The organism is Ruegeria sp. CH10, from assembly GCF_056537125.1.
Genome location: NZ_JBQFQY010000011.1, coordinates 1 through 15,782, shown reverse-complemented (window position 1 = coordinate 15,782; position 15,782 = coordinate 1). Strand labels below are relative to the sequence as shown.

The window sequence follows — 15,782 nt, the reverse complement described above, 5'->3', positions numbered from 1 at the left end:
TCTGCGATACCCAGGGGACACTGTTCTACGATCTGGCCAAGATCATCGACCACCACCGCCCGCCCGCGTTCCTGCTGGAGAATGTGAAGAATCTTGAGCGTCATGACGGCGGCAAGACCTTCGCCACAATCATGCATGTTCTGGAGAACGAGCTGGGCTACAAGGTCTCCTATCGCGTTATCAGCTCGACCCCGTGGGTGCCGCAGAAGCGCGAGCGCATCTTCATTGTCGGGTTCAAGGATCACAGCATCGAGTTTGATTTTGACCAGCTCGCCATCCCCGAAGGCGACGGCCCTACCCTCGGGACGATCCTCGATAAGAAGGTCGATCCGAAATACACCCTGACAGAAAACATGTGGACCTATCTTCAGGGGTACAAGGAAAAGCACCGCAGCGCCGGAAACGGTTTCGGATTTTCCCTGTTCGGGCCAAATGACGTGGCCCGCACCCTGTCAGCCCGGTACTACAAGGATGGCTCGGAAATCCTGATCGCTCAGAAAGGCAATCGCCCGCGCCGACTGACGCCGCGCGAATGCGCCCGGCTGATGGGCTTTGAGAAACCCGGCAAGACGGATTGGAAAATCCCCGTTTCTGACACTCAGGCCTATCGCCAGATGGGCAACGCGGTGGTTGTGCCGGTGGTGAAGTCCGTTGCGCAGCTCATGCAGCCGCGTATTGCGGACGCCATGGTGCTGGACGGCCGTGAAGTCTCCGAGGTCATGCAGGCGCAGCTCCCCTTGGCAGAACCGGGGGTCTATGCTGCAAGTGAGATGCCTGCCGAACATCTGGAAATGCTGGAGGCGGCGCGCGCCGGGGCGTAATGCCCGCTGATATCGTCTCACCTGCCACACGGAGCCGGATGATGTCCGGCATCCGTGGTAAAGACACGAAACCTGAGCTGGCGATCCGTTCAGGGCTGCACAGGGCAGGTTTCCGGTTTCGGCTACATCGGAAAGACCTGCCCGGCCGTCCCGATCTGGTCTTTCCCCGGCACGACGCGGTTCTCTTCGTTCACGGCTGTTTCTGGCACGGGCATGACTGCCATCTGTTCCGCTGGCCCAAAAGCCGGGAAGATTTCTGGCGAGAAAAGATCGGCAAGAACATTGCTCGTGACCAGGACCAGTATCAGGCGCTTGCGGATTCAGGCTGGCGTGTCGGGATGATCTGGGAATGCGCGTTGAAGGGAAAGGCCCGCCTGCCCTTCGACGAGGTTGTCGATCAATGCGCTATATGGTTGAAATCGAGTATAAAAACATTTGAGGTGAGCGGTCATGAAGCGCGGCCAGTTATCTGATTATTTTGAAGGCGTCGGGGTAAAGCGTTTGTCGGCCGTCGATGCAGAGCCGAAATCCTCCAACCAGCACGAAGTCGGGACGACCCGGAAAATGCGGGATGATTTCCTTGGTGAAACCCACAAGCAGAAATTTCCGGCAATCTACATCTGGCTTGGGGGCGATCAGGAAGGGTTCACTGAAGAGAGCTGGGCAACGCACTACGACGCACGACTGGACATTCCCGGCAGAACTGAATGGCGGCTCTATTACCCCTCAAACCCTGTGACAGAGGCCATGAAAGCCGGAGATACCCTGTTCCTTGCAAAGGACCAGAGCGGCGTTTTGTGGTTTATCGTGGCCCCGGAAGGCTCAACCAGCGAGCAGCAGCTTTTCTGGTTGTTCGGTCTGCGCCCCGAAGGCAAATCCTTCGTTTCCCGCGAGTTCTCCGACGAAGAGCCGGAACTGGATTTCGCCGCACGCTTCATTCTGGACGAGCTGGGAATCGAGTTCGAGGAGCCGGAAGCCGACAAGCTGGACAGCATCATCGAGAAATTCGGCACCACCTTTCCCAAAACGGCTGAGTTTTCCGATCTGGCGCGCCTCACCCTGCCCGAGGTTCGCGCGGAGGACGATCCTGACGCCGCACTGATTGCGTGGCTTGATCATGAAGAGGCATTGTTCCGCAGGCTGGAGCGCAAGGTCGTTTCGTCGCGGATCGAGGCTGGGTTCGTGAACGATGAAGGTACGGATGTTGACGGGTTCATCAGCTTTTCCCTGAGTGTCCAGAACCGCCGGAAATCACGGATGGGCCATTCTCTGGAGAACCATCTGGCGGCTGTCCTCATGGCGCATGACATTCGGCACGTGCGCGGCGCGGTGACGGAACACAATCACAAGCCTGATTTCCTGTTCCCGGACCTTGCCACCTATCAAGCGGCCCCTGCCGAAGGCGATGCCTGTCTGACCATGTTGGGAGCCAAATCCACATGCAAGGACCGCTGGCGTCAGGTTCTGGCTGAAGCAGAGAAAATCAGCCGCAAGCACCTTCTGACGCTGGAGCCGGGGATCTCCGAACCGCAGACCAATCAGATGGAGGCTTCAAGTCTTCAGCTCGTCGTGCCCCGCCCCGTCCACAGCAGTTATACGGCAGCACAGCAGGGCTGGCTTTGGTCTGTGGCGGATTTCATTGGTGAGGTGCGTACCAAACAAGGCGCTTGAGTTTTTGAGTAAATGAGCGTTTGAGACTTCACTCAAGTTGATGTGTACCAATTATTGGTATAAATTCACCGCAGGAGGTCTTCTATGCCAAAAAATACATCCATGTCACTTGGCGATCATTTCGCCAGCTTCATTGATACGCAGGTCCAGACGGGTCGCTATGGGTCTGCCAGTGATGTCGTTCGAGCCGGTCTACGGCTTCTTGAAGAACACGAAACCAAAGTGAAGGCTTTGCAGGACGCTTTGATCGAAGGCGAACAGAGCGACATTGCCGAAGACTTCGACTCCGAGGCATTCCTGCAAGAGATCAAGGGCAGCAGAGGCCTGCATGGCTAACAGCTATGATCTGTCAAAGAAGGCCAAGGATGATCTGCGAGGTATCTGGGCCTACACCGAAGATCGTTGGAGTGAGCAGCAGGCTGACACCTATTACCGGGATATATTCAAGACCATCGAGCTTCTGGCTTCAGGTGAGCGCAAAGGTCGTAAGGCTGATGTGCGGGATGGCTATCTGAAATACCCGGTTGGTCGACACTTCCTGTATTTCACCAAAGTTGACGGGCGGATCAGAATTGTTCGTGTGTTGCACCAAAGCATGGACGTTGAACGCCATCTTTAGCGCGCTTGTTTTGCCTCATTTACTCAGTTACACTTTTGAGTAAAAACACAAATGAGGCAAACATGAGCATTATCTCCGTTTTGAATCCCAAGGGTGGTTGCGGCAAGACCACTATCAGTACCAACCTTGCCAGAGCTTTGCATGATCGCGGGCATTCCGTCCTGATCGTGGACAGTGACCCACAAGGCAGTGCGAGAGACTGGCACGCATCCAACGAAGACAATCCAATTGAACTGGTTGCACTCGACCGGCCCAACAACGTCAAAACACTGACCAGCATGGCTGCAAACTATGACTACGTGGTGATCGACGGAGCGGCCAAACTGGAAGACATGATCGCGGCCGCGATCAAGGTTAGCGATTTTGTTCTGATCCCGGTGCAACCGTCACCTTATGACATTTGGGCCGCTTCCGATCTGGTGGACTTCATCAAAGCTCGCCAAGAGGTTACAGATGGATCACCTCTCGCAAGCTTTGTCGTCTCCAGAGTGGTCGAGGGAACGCGCCTGGGCGGTGATGTGCGGGCTGCATTGGACGAATACGGCTTGTCTGTCTGCGATACGACAATCACACAACGTCAAGTTTATCCGCAAACCGCATCTGAGGGCCTGACAGTTTTTGATGCCGACAATGCGAAGGCCAAGACCGAAACTCTGGCCCTGATTGATGAGCTGATCAAAATGCTGTCTCCGGCAAAACGTGAGGTGGCATAATGGCTCTTTCAGCAAAACGCCCAAGCCGTGGCGACGAGGCCCGTAAGCGCATTCTGCATGAAGTCACCGAAAGCACCGAAAAAAAGAAACGCCTGAATGCCGAAATCGAGGAGACACTGTACCGCAAGATCAAGATGAAGGCGGTAGAGGAGGGGCGTTCAATTTCTGATATTACACGCGATCTCTGGTCTGAGTATTTGAGTAAGTGAGTATTTGATAAAATACTCTACCACCCATTTCGGCCGCGTTTCTTGAACCAGCTCTTGCAGAAACCGAGAAACGCGGCGTCGGGGTTTTTGGGTGCCTCTTGTTGTCTGGCAGCATAGCTTCGCCATTCGGCTACCAGAACATTGATGTCCCATGTCGGTGCCAGTTCCCTGGCCTGTTCAAGCGTATCGGGTGACAAGGGCAGGATGTAGCCACCAGTCACCTTGTCCTGATCCGGTTTCGGCGCGTAGTTCTCCAGAAACTCCGGTTTGGGTGTCACTGTCAGAATGTCTGCCTCCAGACGGAAAGCGTAGTCCGGCATGTGATTATGTTCCTCGTCGGCCTTGCAGATCGCGCGGACAAGCCGTCGAAACTCCTTGTCTGAGGATGTAGAGCCTGTTCGGGCTTTCAGCTTGTCCAACCCACATTTCCATTCCGGCTGTGTCCCGCATTGCTTGCGCGCAAGCTCATACAGGCGACGTTCCAAGGGTTTGCGAAGCTGGAAATAGCGGCGATTGAGTGTGAGAACATCGTCACCGGCAATGGCGTTGAAAACCCAGTCCGAAAGTGTGACTTCCAGATCGAGCATTCGACCATCACGGGTTTCCCGCACGATCCTGTAGCGGTCAATCAGGCTGAAACCGTCGATCTGTTCCACGCCGCCTGTGGTGATATTGGTTTCAATTTGCGTTCCCTGGAGGCGTTCAAGAGCCGCCTTGAGGCCCGTATACCCCGTACCGGCCGTGGGCCTGTTCGTTGCTACAAGCAGATCATAGGCCTTGAACCTAAGCGTCCTGTGAATTTGCTTTCCGTCATTCAGGGCCGCCACGACCTGGGAAATGCAATAGATCAACACGTCGCGGTCATGAACCGTGGCCAGACCGATCATGTTCGGTCTGATTTCAACATAGCTCTGGCCATCAGCAGCAACGTAACGGCGCTTCTTGGTGTCAGGCTTGGTAGAAAGGGTAAAAATCGGATGCGCCATCGAGGCCATGTCACCTTTCGGTGCGGCGTCAAAAATATCGCATACGAAGAAATCCCCTTGTGCGTGGCGCAAAGGGAGGAGAGGTGTTCGATCAGGTTTCGTAATTTCACCCACCATAGTTTCCTTATTCGTAATTTCACCCACCAGCGCAAGTAACTTCGTAATTTCACCCACCAATATGCTTTCGTAAGATCACCCACCGATCTTCGTAATATCACACACCATCTTTCGTAAGATCACCCACCGCGAATCAAAATCAGGGCCTTTTTCGCTTACAAAATCAGTTGCTTACAAAATCACCGATTCGCGTAACACAGAATCTAACACATATATAACACCCACCAGCTTGGGCTGGGCCTGTGGATAGCTCACCGCGCTACCCTCACTCGTGGTAGTGGACGCAGGCGGGATTGCCCTCTGTTGTGCGGACCCACTCCCCACCAAAGACAGCGCATGTCGCGCCATTGACTGCCGAGAAACGCGGAAGCGTCACCGTCAGCGCAACAATGACCACGACAGCGCCAAAAGCAAACCAGGGTAGGCGGCTTTTCCAACGGTCCACCTGTCTTTCCCGATCCCGGATGTCATTGAGAATGTCCCATTTGTCCTGTTCAGCCTTCTTGAGAACTGTTTCGGTATGTCGGCTCTGTTCGCTCAACACATTGGCCACCCGGATCATGTGATTGAGCGGATCGGTGATCTTCCCCGCAACCGCCTGACCCACCAGATTGCCGTATTGCTCGGGATCGGTCTGGTTCTGTGCTGCGAAGGCTGCCTGCCGCGCTTCTGTGGCCGTCTTGACCAGACGATCCATGGTGCCGGTCTGGGCATCGACACGATCCGAGACACTGGCCAGCACGGTTCCGACCATATCGAGGGTTTCGCGCAGCTCGTCATCAGAGAGCGGGGCAGGGGAGGAGGACTGGTCTGACATGCTCGTGTTTCTTTCTCGTTATGGGTCTTGCGGCTGGAACAGCCCCTTGAACTCGGGATCAGCGTAATAGCGCAGCTTGCGGGCGAGGACCGTTGGATTGCCTTGAACCCGCAGGAGCTGAAGATCGGTCGGCATCTGCATGATCTCATCCGGGGTGAGCAGATCGCGGCCGGTGACATTCTGTGTCATCGAGGGCGCATCGCCCGGTTTGTAGCTTTGCGTCTGGTAGCCGGTGGTTTCCTGGCCGATCATCCTGCTCAGCCACTGGGCGGTTTCCAGATCATTGACGCCAAAGACCTGCTGGACGCCTGCATTGGCCACGAATGTCCCTGCACGTTTGCCATAGAGATCGTTGAGCTGGCTCATATCCTGCAAGATCGGCCAGAGCTGCAATCCGTAGCCCGCCATCAGCCCCATGGCGCGCTCTATGGCTTCCAGACGGCCGAGAGCGGCAAATTCATCCAGCAGGAAGAGGGTTGGGCTGGTGCTGGTGGGGCGCTGTGAGGCCCCAGAAACGCCCTGTGCGCCGTTCTGAGAGGCTGTGGGGGCTTCAGCGTGCCGTGCGATGTCCTGAAGCGCCTGAGAGATCAGCAGGCGCAGCCAGCGGCTGTAGGCGTCCAGTCTGTTGGGCGGTAGCACCAGAAACACCGAGACCGTTCGCTGTTGCAATTCCGCGAAGTGAAAGTCCGACCGGCTGATCACATTCGTGATGCGTGGGCTGTCCAGGAAATGCGTGTGGCGCTGCGCGTTGGACAGGACCGAAGCCGCTTCGCGATCCGCCTTACCCAGAAACCGGTTGGCGGCGCGGGCAATCAGCCCGTGGGCGGCATCGCTGTCCTGCATCAGCTCCAGCAGTGCCCGGAACCTGTCCGGGGGCAGGGTGAGATATTCCCGCACGGTGGCCAGATTGCGCCGCTCGCGCTCCTCATGGGCGACACAGAACATGATCAGCCCGGAGAGGATGGCCTTGGCCTCTTCGTTCCAGTGTGCCTCCTGCACCTGTCCCGGCGGGTCCATGACCAGGGCATCGGCCAGCGTGGTCGCATCCTCGCCCAGATCGGGACTGGTGGCTGTCAGCCGGTCCAGCGGATTGTAGGACGCGCTGGTCTGACCCGACACACCGAAAGGATCGAGGACATGGACCTCGCCAAAGCGGTGACGGGCGGCTCCGGCGATCCGGGCGTTCTCGCCTTTGGGGTCCACCACGATCACCGAGCGATCCGCCATGAGCAGGTTCGGGATGACCGTGCCGACGCCTTTCCCGGCCCGTGTGGGGGCGAGGGTCAGCAGATGGGCCGGACCGTCATAGCGCAGGAGCTGACCGGCGGGAGATCGACCAATCAGCAGCCCGTCCGCCTTCACCAGCTTCTTCAGCTCCTTGCGGCTGGCGAAACGGGCCGAGCCATGGCTGTCTCCGTTCAGGCCGAAGAAATTGTCCGCGCCGGAGGTGAAACGCCAATACTGGAATCCGAAGATGGCCCCGCCGATCATGCAGGGGATGTAGATCACCAGTTCCCAGGCAGATTGACCGGGTGGGATTTCAAAGAAGGGGATGGAGAGAAAGAACCCGGCGAGCGCCCCCAGCATCGCGCCAAAACCCATTGCCCCGATCATCCAGATGAACAGGATCGGGGTGAAGATCAGCCGCACCAGAAACCGGAAGGGTCTGTCCAGGACCGAGGCCAGCCAGCGCATCAGGTGGACCCGTCCGGATCAGAACCAGCCTCAGAGTCCGGAGCTGGAGAGGGGCCACCGTCCGAAGCGCCCCAGTCCGCGAAGGCCTTACGATCCTGTTCGCGCGACAGGTTGCGGATCAGCCGCTCCAGCATCACCGCCGCACCGCTGTCCCGTTCGGCCAAATCCATAAGCGCGCCGCCGAGGATGACCTTGCGCCGTGTATCCAGTTTGCGCTGTCTGGTGGCTTCCCGATTGCGCAGGGCCTGAAGGCGGGCCTTGGCCTGGGCGTATCGTTTCTCGGCGCGTTCGAGTTCTGTCTCTGCCAAACCGGCACCTCCAAAAAATGCGGGCGGATTAAAACGGGATGTGGCGAAAAGGAGCTGCATCGAATGTGGTCTTGCCACACCCACCGTTAGCGCGTACCCGTAGGCCTGTAAAGGACAAGGGCGCACTTATGCAAACTCTCCGCCTACGGCTCCAAGATTTGCGTGCGATCTCTCTGGGGCAAAGCCCCGGCCGATGGCCAACCCCTTCGATGCTATCCGCATCGACATGGAAGGGCGCGCGGCCCCTTCCAAACCATCCCAGCCCAACGTCCGCCGTTGGATTGCGTCCGGAACGACAGCCCCAATATCTCGACCGATGCCCCACGGTGGGGGCCGGTCCGGTTTTGGTTCCGCCGTTCCGGGGGGCGTCGATCTGTGAGGCAACGGCCCCTGATCTCCGCCGGGTTTGCCCCCGGCAAACCGCCAGTGAACTGTCCCCATATCCCGCCCCCCATAAGGCTGGGGATTTGGGGACAGTTCACTGGCAAGCCCGCGCCTCAGAGAGCCGTTGGCTCGCTTCGTCAGGGCTGTCTTTTTCCCTCCGGCCCCAGCGTTGTGGGGCGCGGGCCGGAGAGAAAAAGATGGTTGGTCGCGGCAGCGATGGCCCCGGAACATATCGTTCCGAAGCCATCGACTTACGCCCAACAGGGAGAGGTGCAACCCGGCCGACACCGAGGATGGTGGACAGGTTGCATCTCCCATTCTGCGCGATCACCCCGGCTCTTGTCATGGGCCAAGAGACGGACGGCACGGGTGTGCCTCGTGATGCTTTGCGGCGGTGTCGGCGTGTACTGCGGTGTCGGCGTGTACTGCGGTGGCTGTTGTCGTCTGCGAGAGGGGAGGGCAGATGGCCAGTTACCACCTCTCTGTGAAGACGATCAAACGCAGTGCCGGACGTACCGCGACGGCGGCGGGGGCCTATCGTGCCGGGGAGCGCATCGAGTGTCAGCGGGAGGGCCGGGTTCACGATTACACCGCCAAGCGCGGCATTGAGGAGACCTTTATCCTGACCCCCAAGGATGCCCCGTCCTGGGCGCAGGATCGCTCCGCGCTCTGGAATGCCGCCGAGGAGAGTGAGACACGGCGCAATTCCGTCACCGCCCGTGAATGGGAGCTGGCGCTGCCCTCCGAGATCAGTGCCGAAGACCGGTCGCAGATCACTCGCCAGTTTGCCGAGGAGCTGGTCAGTCGATACGGCGTGGCGGTGGATGTGGCGATCCATGCGCCGCACCGTGAAGGGGATCAGCGCAATCACCATGCCCATGTTCTGACTTCCACCCGGAAGCTGGAACCGGAGGGGTTCACGGCCAAGACCCGTGTTCTCGATTCAGCGAAAACCGGCGGGGCCGAGATCGAGCAGATGCGCGGTCTCTGGGCCGAGTTACAGAACCGGGCGCTGGAGCGTGCGGGCGAGGTGGAGCGGGTCGATCATCGGTCACTGGAGGCGCAGCGTGAAGACGCCTTGAGTCAGGGTGATGCGCTGAAAGCCGAAGAGCTGGACCGCGACCCGGAGGTGAAGCTGGGGCCAGCGGCCAATGCGATGGAGCGGCGTGAGAGGGCTGCTGCCGAGCGCGAGGGGCGGGATTATGAACCCGTCACCGAGCGGGGCAGGGCGGTTCATGCGGCCCGCCAGGCACGGGCACTTTTTGCTGAAATGCGCGAGCGGCTGGAGCTGGCACGGGATACTTACGGGGCCGAGCGGGAGGCCGGGCAGGGGCGTGTTTCGGCCGGTCTAGCGGCGCTCAGGGCTGCGGCCAGCAAGGACCGAGGTGCGGATCGCGGTGACGGCGACATCCGGGATCGTTTGGCGCGGATTGTCGGGCGCGAGGGACCGGAGGCCGGTGGGCAGAGTGTCGAAGAACCCTCAGACCTGCGGCGCGTCAATGACCGCTTGCGCGAAACCTTGGGCCGGTCGGAAGACGCAAGCGTGGATCGTGGCGATGACAGTGCGGACAAGCCGTCGATCCGGGAGCGGTTGGAAGGCGTTTTGAACAAACCCCGCGAGACGCTGGAGCGCGGTGACGGGCATGACGCCGAGCAGGATCGCGGCGACGAGAAGGAAAATACCCGCGAAATCGACAGGGAGATAGATCGTGATCCAGGCCTCAGTCATTGAGGGGCCGCCTACTTTCTGAAGGGAGACACAATCAATCGCGGCGTGTCATGAGGCGGTTCGCGGCGTCCCGTGGCCCCGATCTGAAAGAGAATGTGTCTGATACATCGAACCAACCGTTGCTGTCGCCTGCCCCATGGATCGTGATTGCGGTTATTCGAAGGTGCTCATGTATCTCAAACCAAAACGGCACGTTCGCTTCGGACTGACCCAGCAACTCGGACCCGGGGCAAATTTGTCTCTCGCCGCGGCTGCGCTAGGGTTGGATGTAGATGGCAAGAGTGCTTATTCTACCCGCGCATCGGGACCGTGGCCAAAGCTAATCGCGATGCGGTTCCAAGCATTCATCTGGGCGATAATGAGAGTAAGGTCGACAATCTCTTCCTCTGAAAAATGTTCAGAAAGGGCGTTATAAAGATGCTCTGGCGCGCCATTCGTGGCAACAGTGGTTATTGTCTCAGCCCACTCAAGCGCGACTTTCTCAGCGTTATCGAAAAACGGCACCTCGCGCCACACGGTAAGGCAATCCAATCTCTGAGTTGTTTCTCCGGCTTGTCTTGCCTCTCTTGTGTGAAGGTCGACGCAGTACGCACATCCGTTGATCTGTGAAACACGCAGTTCGATTACCGCTCGCAATTTCTTATCAATCGACGGCATATCCTTCTTTGCTTTCACCATACTGGCTATGGCTTGGCCGTTGATAGAAACATAATCGAGGCGCTCAATCACTGTCTTCTCCTTCTGCTCGGTGAAGAATGGCACGCTTGGTAATTCCTGGCCAGTTGTTCACGTTTGCTTTCGCTTAATGGACCAAACCATTGCGGTCTCGTAGCCAGCGGATTCCAGCAACTTGATCTTAGACGCCCATCCCGCCGGACAGACGACAAAGGCAGCCCCCATACCACGGTTGGCGAACGCCGTCTCGGCCGCGCGCAATAGCGCGTTGGATTCTTCACTACCTCGGTCAAGCGCCGCCGGGTTGGCCAGTTCAGGGTGGTAGTAATCATCAATCACACCCGTTCCCGTGATGTCGTGGGCCGGGGGAAAGTGCAGTCGCGAGGCGGGCTGTGCGATGATGTAGCCTGCAAGATCATCTGGTGAACCCAGAACCAGCATGTCCCGATCCCGAAGTGTTAGACTCCGCGTCATCCAGGCAGAAAATCTTGGATCGGCTTCGGTATGAATTTCCCAGAACGGGTCAATGCCGAATAGAACCTGCCGGTTCTCGGCGCTGCGTGCGACGATACCTGGAATATCGTCTTCCGTGGCTTGTCGAACACCAGCCGGTGTTTCCTGGTCGCCAAGGCTACTGCGTGACAGATATAGCGTAAGAGGTTCATAACCGCTTGCCTCAAACGCAGTTCGCCAGACTTCGCCTGCGACGTAAGACGCCAGTTTGATCTTGGCACCAGCTTCGTGAAGGGCGTCTTCGGCTGCGGCCAACAGGCCTTCAACAGTGCCGTTTGGTGCATCCGCTGCAACGAAGGAGTCAGGCAGGATCAGTCCTGGCTCGCCGAACGCGCCCTCATATATGGGCGGCACTGGCAGCAGCATTGCATGAATGACACCCGTGAGTTGACCCCCATCCTCCGCGACATGCCAAAACTGTTGAAAGGGTTGCCCATCGGCCGTCAGCGCAAATGTCAGCGCCTTTTCGATTTGCGCGGTTGCGTCATCTGCCATCTTCCAGAGGGTAGCATCCTCTGCGTAGCGTTCTTGCGCATCGAACATGAGAAGCTCGACCAGACGCGGCATGTCGTCGGGTGTCGCTGGTCGGATTGTCTGGGTCATTGCTCGGTCTCTTGTAGCTATTGCTGAGTGCTGCTTCCCCGGTAGTATCGACCGCCTGCACCAAATTGACAAAGCAGGACAATTTCATCAGCGTTTAGAAAAACTATCGCCTTTGAGGCATCCAATGAAGAACGTGAACCTGAACGCGCTTCGAGTGTTCTCCGTCGTCGCATCGCACGGGAACCTGCAACGCGCAGCCGAAGAACTGAACCTCTCGCGCGGCGCAGTCTCTCAACGGATCAAACAGCTCGAAATCGAGTTGGGAGCGGTTCTGTTAGTGCGGGGCGCACGCGGCGTTTCGCTCACGGCGGAAGGTGAGCGCTGCCATGCAGCCATGCAAGAAGCCCTCGCGACCCTCGACACCGCGTTGGTGAGCATCGGCGAGGGTGGTGATCGCGTCACGCTACACCTAGGGTCTTCTACCGCAACGAAGTGGCTAATGCCCCGGATGGACAGTTTCGCGACCAAGTTTCCGACCGTTTCTTTGACCACACAGGTCCACGAACAGATCTTGGCGCGCAGTCTGGGCCGCAACGAGATCGCAATCTGGCCTGGCGAAGCACACGATACGAATGCAGCCCACGGATCGCGCCGCTTGACCGACATCCGTCTTGTTGCCGTATGCAGTCCTGATTTCCTGCGACCAGATTGGCCAATGGGGCTGGAGACATTGCTTTCGCTACCGCTGCTTCAGGATGCCCACCGGCGGTGGGAAAAGCTGATCCGGGAAACCGGGTATGGAGACACGCACAAGCTGCTCAACTTCGACCGATCTGCCTTGGCTCTCGATGCTGCTATTGGTGGCCACGGCGTTGCCATCGCGCCAACCTACATGGTGGAGAATGATCTCCGGTCAAAGAAACTGGTAGAGATTTGGGTCGACCCCGACACCTCTGATGATGGACTATATATCTCGTGGGCAAAGGACCACCTGGGCCAGATGCGCATCAACCGTATCGTGGATTGGATTGCGTCCGAATTTGAGTGAAGCGGGTCTTCGATTTGGCAAGGCTTACGGCAGGAAATCCCCGCTTGGCGGTCATAAACCTGCGCCAAAAACGGTTGTTTTTGCCGCCCCACCCTACCCCCCGTAAGATCAAACACATAAATCGGCCAAAACCCCCCGGCGAAATGCCAGAGGTTTTGGCAGATTTGTGCCGGAGGCGATTGGTGTCAGCGATGCGGCTGTTGCTGCCGTTGAAGTGCAACATGGCCCATGTCAAGTTCAGATTCTGGCTGAACCATCATGTATACTTTCGAAAAGGGCGCCGTATGGTGAATTTGGTGATGTATAGTGACCAAGTAATTCCAGAGAATGATAAGGTCGATGCGCGTCTTCTCGAACTCTTGGCGGAGCGTGGGCAGCAGATCGGATACGTCCCGTCAGGTCCGGAACCAGATCAGAGATTTTATCTTGATAGGCAGGACTACTACGCCAAGTTGGATCTTGATTTGTCGGTCTTCTTCGACACGTCGGGACCACTCGATGAGACCGGACTAGCCACTTTGCTGGACTGCGATGCAATCCATCTGTCAGGCGGCAACACTAGAGCTTTTCTACATCTACTAAGGGTTAACAGTCTCTTGGATGTACTGGGGGACTGGACGCGGAATGGTGGCCTTTTGATTGGGACAAGCGCCGGTGCAATACTGATGACGCCGACTGTTGCCCTTGATGCAATGTTCAGTGGCGAAGACCCCAAAGCCGTTCGTGATGGCGGTGCTCTGAATCTTGTTCCCTTCGAGTTCTTTCCTCATTTGAACAAAAACGCAGACTATCTGCCGCAGCTATTGGCCTACTCCACCACGACTTCAAGACGAATAGCTGCCTGTAGGGACGGGGATGGTGTCATCGTGAAGGGCGATGTCATCGAGTGCATTGGTGATATAGTTTGGATAGAGAGCGGAGCGATCTGCCAACCGCTAATAGCGGTCAGCTGAGGGCTCCAAGCAGACATTTTCTGTGGCGCGGTAATCTGGACAAAACCCTACGTTTCAGGCCAGATCGAAGCATGATTATCGGATACGCACGTGTCAGCACAGACGACCAGAAGCTTGATGCACAGACGGACGCCTTGACGGCGGCTGGGGCCGAGCGGCTGTTTTCTGACAAGATCAGCGGGTCAAAACGTGAGCGGCCCGAGCTGAACAAGATGCTGGACCAACTCCGCGATGGTGACGTTGTGATTGTCACCAAATACGACCGCCTGGCGCGATCCCTGAAAGACTTGCTGGAGATAGTCGAGACGATCCGCGAACATGGTGCCGGCTTTCGATCTCTGGCCGAAGACATCGACACGACGACGCCGGCCGGCAGACTCGTGTTCCATGTGTTCGCATCCATCGCCCAGTTCGAGCGGGAGCGGATTTCCGAGCGTACCAGAGAGGGGCTTGCATCAGCTCGCAAACGCGGTCGGGTTGGGGGCAGGCCCCCTGCCCTAACAACCGCACAGAAAGACGAAGTACGCCGGATGCGGGATGATGAACAGCGCGCCGTCGCGGAGATCGCGCGGTTGTTCAAGGTGAGTGAACGCACTGTGCGGCGAGTTTAGGAATTTTGTTGATCGGAAGGTTTGTATGAAAGGAATGAGGGATTATTCCGATGAACGGCACAAAAGCTGGTGTATTCACTGCGGAGCGGTTTTGGGAAGCGTTGAAAGTAACCTTGATCATGTTCCTTCCAAAACCATACTGGATCGCCCCTTCCCGGATAACCTGCCCACCGTCCGGATATGCAAAGCGTGCAATACCTCATTCTCCAACGATGAGGAGTATTTCACAGCATTCCTCGGATCGGTTCTTGCGGGCACTACAGAGCCGGATCAGCAGGTCGTTGGTCGAGCAGAAAAGATACTGGGAAGCAACTACCGCCTTCAGGATGAAATCGAAGCCAGCCTTGAGATCGTCAAAGATACAGGCGGGAACAACCAGATCACCTTTGTTCCAGACATGGAGCGTATTCAGAACGTCATTGTAAAGAATGCCCGAGGGCACATTCTGTTTGAGCATGGGCAACCCGCCAGGGGCGAACCTTCACGGGTGGCGATCCAGCCGATGTCGGTATTGTCACCGGACATATTGGCCGATTTCGAACACATAGATTATGGGAATGGTTGGCCCGAGGTTGGTAGCCGCCTGATGAACCGGCTTGTTACAGGTGACGATATGAGGCCCGATGGATGGGTTGTCGTTCAACCGAACGTCTACCGTTTCGCGGTGATGGATCATGGGCAATTCGTTGTTCGCACAGTGATCCGTGAATACCTGGCCACCGAAGTGGTCTGGGAGCAGGATTAGAAAATTCGCTTCTCGCACCATACTGCTCAGGGTTAAGAACTCATTAGAACAAAAAGTGAACAATTGCAGAAACGGGGTGGCCAAATCATCTGGGACTCTTTATGACATATTGTCAATAAATGACACAGAGGCATAGAGCATGAACGCGCACCCACGCACCGAATTTGGAGAGTTGATGGACCGCGCCGGTCTGGGTATCGAGGAAGCGGCCAGTTTCCTGGGGATCAGTGACAGGACGGTGCGGCGGCATGTCAAAGGTGAGGGCAAGCGTATCGACGCCCTGAAGCTGGAAAAGCTGCGCGAGATTGCAAATTCCCGTTGCACAAAGGGCCGTGCGACAGGATTCCGGTTCATTGACCTCTTCGCAGGAGTCGGCGGAATCCGGATTCCGTTCGAGGAAATCGGTGGCCGCTGTGTCTTTACCGCCGAATGGGACCGCTTCAGCCGGGAAACCTACAAGGCGAATTTCCCGGAACCGGCTGACAGCGATCATGTCTTTGCTGAAGATGTGCGCCCATGGGCCAACGATCCTGAAAAAATTCCCGCGCATGATGTGTTGCTGGCAGGGTTCCCTTGTCAGCCGTTTTCCATTGCCGGTGTGAGCAAAAAGAATGCACTTGGCCGT

At 57.3% G+C, this 15,782-nt stretch carries 19 protein-coding genes; 13 read left to right on the top strand and 6 right to left on the bottom strand.

The genetic code is table 11. The features are described 5' to 3' along the window. The 7 genes from dcm to ACRZ94_RS20580 form a co-directional block, all read left to right on the top strand. Nucleotides 1-821: DNA (cytosine-5-)-methyltransferase (dcm, locus tag ACRZ94_RS20610; protein WP_480798218.1), on the top strand; the 821-nt coding region annotated here is incomplete at its 5' end. 41 nt (nt 822-862) lie between these two features. Next, a complete protein-coding gene (locus ACRZ94_RS20605; RefSeq protein WP_480798217.1) occupies nt 863-1,294 on the top strand; it encodes a very short patch repair endonuclease in 432 nt (143 codons plus the stop codon). Beyond that, the gene (locus tag ACRZ94_RS20600; protein WP_480798216.1) at nt 1,272-2,492 is read left to right on the top strand and encodes a type II restriction endonuclease; all 1,221 of its coding nucleotides are present in this window, start codon (nt 1,272-1,274) and stop codon (nt 2,490-2,492) included. Before ACRZ94_RS20605 ends, ACRZ94_RS20600 begins: the two co-directional genes overlap by 23 nt. Before the next feature lie 84 nt (nt 2,493-2,576). Continuing rightward, a complete protein-coding gene (locus ACRZ94_RS20595; protein ID WP_480798215.1) occupies nt 2,577-2,828 on the top strand; it encodes a type II toxin-antitoxin system ParD family antitoxin in 252 nt (83 codons plus the stop codon). Further along, nucleotides 2,821-3,111: a type II toxin-antitoxin system RelE/ParE family toxin gene (locus ACRZ94_RS20590; protein ID WP_480798214.1), complete on the top strand. Its 291-nt coding sequence runs from the start codon at nt 2,821-2,823 to the stop codon at nt 3,109-3,111. The genes ACRZ94_RS20595 and ACRZ94_RS20590 overlap by 8 nt, the downstream gene beginning before the upstream one ends. Before the next feature lie 35 nt (nt 3,112-3,146). Then, the gene (gene parA, locus ACRZ94_RS20585; RefSeq protein ID WP_480798213.1) at nt 3,147-3,824 is read left to right on the top strand and encodes a ParA family partition ATPase; all 678 of its coding nucleotides are present in this window, start codon (nt 3,147-3,149) and stop codon (nt 3,822-3,824) included. Beyond that, nucleotides 3,824-4,033, top strand: coding sequence for a plasmid partition protein ParG (locus ACRZ94_RS20580; protein ID WP_419739522.1), 210 nt, complete (start codon nt 3,824-3,826; stop codon nt 4,031-4,033). Before parA ends, ACRZ94_RS20580 begins: the two co-directional genes overlap by 1 nt. 17 nt (nt 4,034-4,050) lie before the next feature. Here ACRZ94_RS20580 and ACRZ94_RS20575 read toward each other — a convergent pair whose 3' ends face one another. The 4 genes from ACRZ94_RS20575 to ACRZ94_RS20560 all read right to left on the bottom strand — a co-directional run bounded on the left by ACRZ94_RS20575 (nt 4,051) and on the right by ACRZ94_RS20560 (nt 7,956). Next, entirely contained in the window at nt 4,051-5,193 is a 1,143-nt protein-coding gene (locus ACRZ94_RS20575; RefSeq protein ID WP_480798212.1) for a replication initiator protein A, read from the bottom strand. A gap of 208 nt (nt 5,194-5,401) precedes the next feature. Further along, complete coding sequence (locus ACRZ94_RS20570; RefSeq protein WP_480798211.1) at nt 5,402-5,953, bottom strand: hypothetical protein; 552 nt, start codon at nt 5,951-5,953, stop codon at nt 5,402-5,404. Nucleotides 5,954-5,971: 18 nt separating this feature from the next. After that, nucleotides 5,972-7,648 carry a type IV secretory system conjugative DNA transfer family protein gene (locus ACRZ94_RS20565; protein WP_480798210.1) on the bottom strand — a complete coding sequence of 559 codons (1,677 nt, stop codon included), beginning with the start codon at nt 7,646-7,648 and terminating at the stop codon, nt 5,972-5,974. Next, entirely contained in the window at nt 7,648-7,956 is a 309-nt protein-coding gene (locus tag ACRZ94_RS20560; RefSeq protein ID WP_480798209.1) for a mobilization protein, read from the bottom strand. The genes ACRZ94_RS20565 and ACRZ94_RS20560 overlap by 1 nt, the downstream gene beginning before the upstream one ends. Before the next feature lie 847 nt (nt 7,957-8,803). Here ACRZ94_RS20560 and mobQ point away from each other — a divergent pair. After that, nucleotides 8,804-10,072 (top strand): MobQ family relaxase, encoded by a 1,269-nt coding sequence (gene mobQ, locus ACRZ94_RS20555; protein WP_480798219.1) that lies wholly within the window; start codon nt 8,804-8,806, stop codon nt 10,070-10,072. A gap of 282 nt (nt 10,073-10,354) precedes the next feature. On the opposite strand, the gene ACRZ94_RS20550 is transcribed toward mobQ, so the two are convergent. Beyond that, nucleotides 10,355-10,831: a carboxymuconolactone decarboxylase family protein gene (locus ACRZ94_RS20550; protein WP_480798208.1), complete on the bottom strand. Its 477-nt coding sequence runs from the start codon at nt 10,829-10,831 to the stop codon at nt 10,355-10,357. 24 nt (nt 10,832-10,855) lie between these two features. Further along, nucleotides 10,856-11,860 (bottom strand): GNAT family N-acetyltransferase, encoded by a 1,005-nt coding sequence (locus tag ACRZ94_RS20545; RefSeq protein ID WP_480798207.1) that lies wholly within the window; start codon nt 11,858-11,860, stop codon nt 10,856-10,858. A 124-nt stretch (nt 11,861-11,984) separates the two neighbouring features. On the opposite strand from ACRZ94_RS20545, the gene ACRZ94_RS20540 reads away from it, so the two are divergent. The 5 genes from ACRZ94_RS20540 to ACRZ94_RS20520 all read left to right on the top strand — a co-directional run. Continuing rightward, nucleotides 11,985-12,848, top strand: coding sequence for a LysR family transcriptional regulator (locus ACRZ94_RS20540; RefSeq protein ID WP_480798206.1), 864 nt, complete (start codon nt 11,985-11,987; stop codon nt 12,846-12,848). Nucleotides 12,849-13,039: 191 nt separating this feature from the next. Further along, complete coding sequence (locus ACRZ94_RS20535) at nt 13,040-13,801, top strand: Type 1 glutamine amidotransferase-like domain-containing protein (protein ID WP_480798205.1); 762 nt, start codon at nt 13,040-13,042, stop codon at nt 13,799-13,801. Nucleotides 13,802-13,872: 71 nt separating this feature from the next. Next, nucleotides 13,873-14,412, top strand: a complete 540-nt coding sequence (locus tag ACRZ94_RS20530) for a recombinase family protein (RefSeq protein WP_480798204.1) — start codon at nt 13,873-13,875, stop codon at nt 14,410-14,412. A 25-nt stretch (nt 14,413-14,437) separates the two neighbouring features. Continuing rightward, on the top strand, nt 14,438-15,157 hold the full coding sequence (locus ACRZ94_RS20525; protein WP_480798203.1) for a hypothetical protein: 720 nt from the start codon (nt 14,438-14,440) through the stop codon (nt 15,155-15,157). 139 nt (nt 15,158-15,296) lie between these two features. Further along, on the top strand, nt 15,297-15,782 hold a 486-nt coding region (locus ACRZ94_RS20520; protein WP_480798202.1), incomplete at its 3' end, for a DNA cytosine methyltransferase.

Excerpts from the sequence above, each read along its gene's own strand:
- ACRZ94_RS20605 (WP_480798217.1), top strand. The coding sequence starts at position 863 with ATGTCCGGCATCCGTGGTAAAGACACGAAACCTGAGCTGGCGATCCGT.
- ACRZ94_RS20540 (WP_480798206.1), top strand. The coding sequence starts at position 11,985 with ATGAAGAACGTGAACCTGAACGCGCTTCGAGTGTTCTCCGTCGTCGCA.
- ACRZ94_RS20530 (WP_480798204.1), top strand. The coding sequence starts at position 13,873 with ATGATTATCGGATACGCACGTGTCAGCACAGACGACCAGAAGCTTGAT.
- ACRZ94_RS20525 (WP_480798203.1), top strand. The coding sequence starts at position 14,438 with ATGAAAGGAATGAGGGATTATTCCGATGAACGGCACAAAAGCTGGTGT.
- ACRZ94_RS20570 (WP_480798211.1), bottom strand. The coding sequence starts at position 5,953 with ATGTCAGACCAGTCCTCCTCCCCTGCCCCGCTCTCTGATGACGAGCTG.
- ACRZ94_RS20545 (WP_480798207.1), bottom strand. The coding sequence starts at position 11,860 with ATGACCCAGACAATCCGACCAGCGACACCCGACGACATGCCGCGTCTG.
- ACRZ94_RS20580 (WP_419739522.1), top strand. The coding sequence starts at position 3,824 with ATGGCTCTTTCAGCAAAACGCCCAAGCCGTGGCGACGAGGCCCGTAAG.
- ACRZ94_RS20535 (WP_480798205.1), top strand. The coding sequence starts at position 13,040 with ATGCGGCTGTTGCTGCCGTTGAAGTGCAACATGGCCCATGTCAAGTTC.
- ACRZ94_RS20590 (WP_480798214.1), top strand. The coding sequence starts at position 2,821 with ATGGCTAACAGCTATGATCTGTCAAAGAAGGCCAAGGATGATCTGCGA.
- mobQ (WP_480798219.1), top strand. The coding sequence starts at position 8,804 with ATGGCCAGTTACCACCTCTCTGTGAAGACGATCAAACGCAGTGCCGGA.
- ACRZ94_RS20600 (WP_480798216.1), top strand. The coding sequence starts at position 1,272 with ATGAAGCGCGGCCAGTTATCTGATTATTTTGAAGGCGTCGGGGTAAAG.
- ACRZ94_RS20595 (WP_480798215.1), top strand. The coding sequence starts at position 2,577 with ATGCCAAAAAATACATCCATGTCACTTGGCGATCATTTCGCCAGCTTC.
- ACRZ94_RS20565 (WP_480798210.1), bottom strand. The coding sequence starts at position 7,648 with ATGCGCTGGCTGGCCTCGGTCCTGGACAGACCCTTCCGGTTTCTGGTG.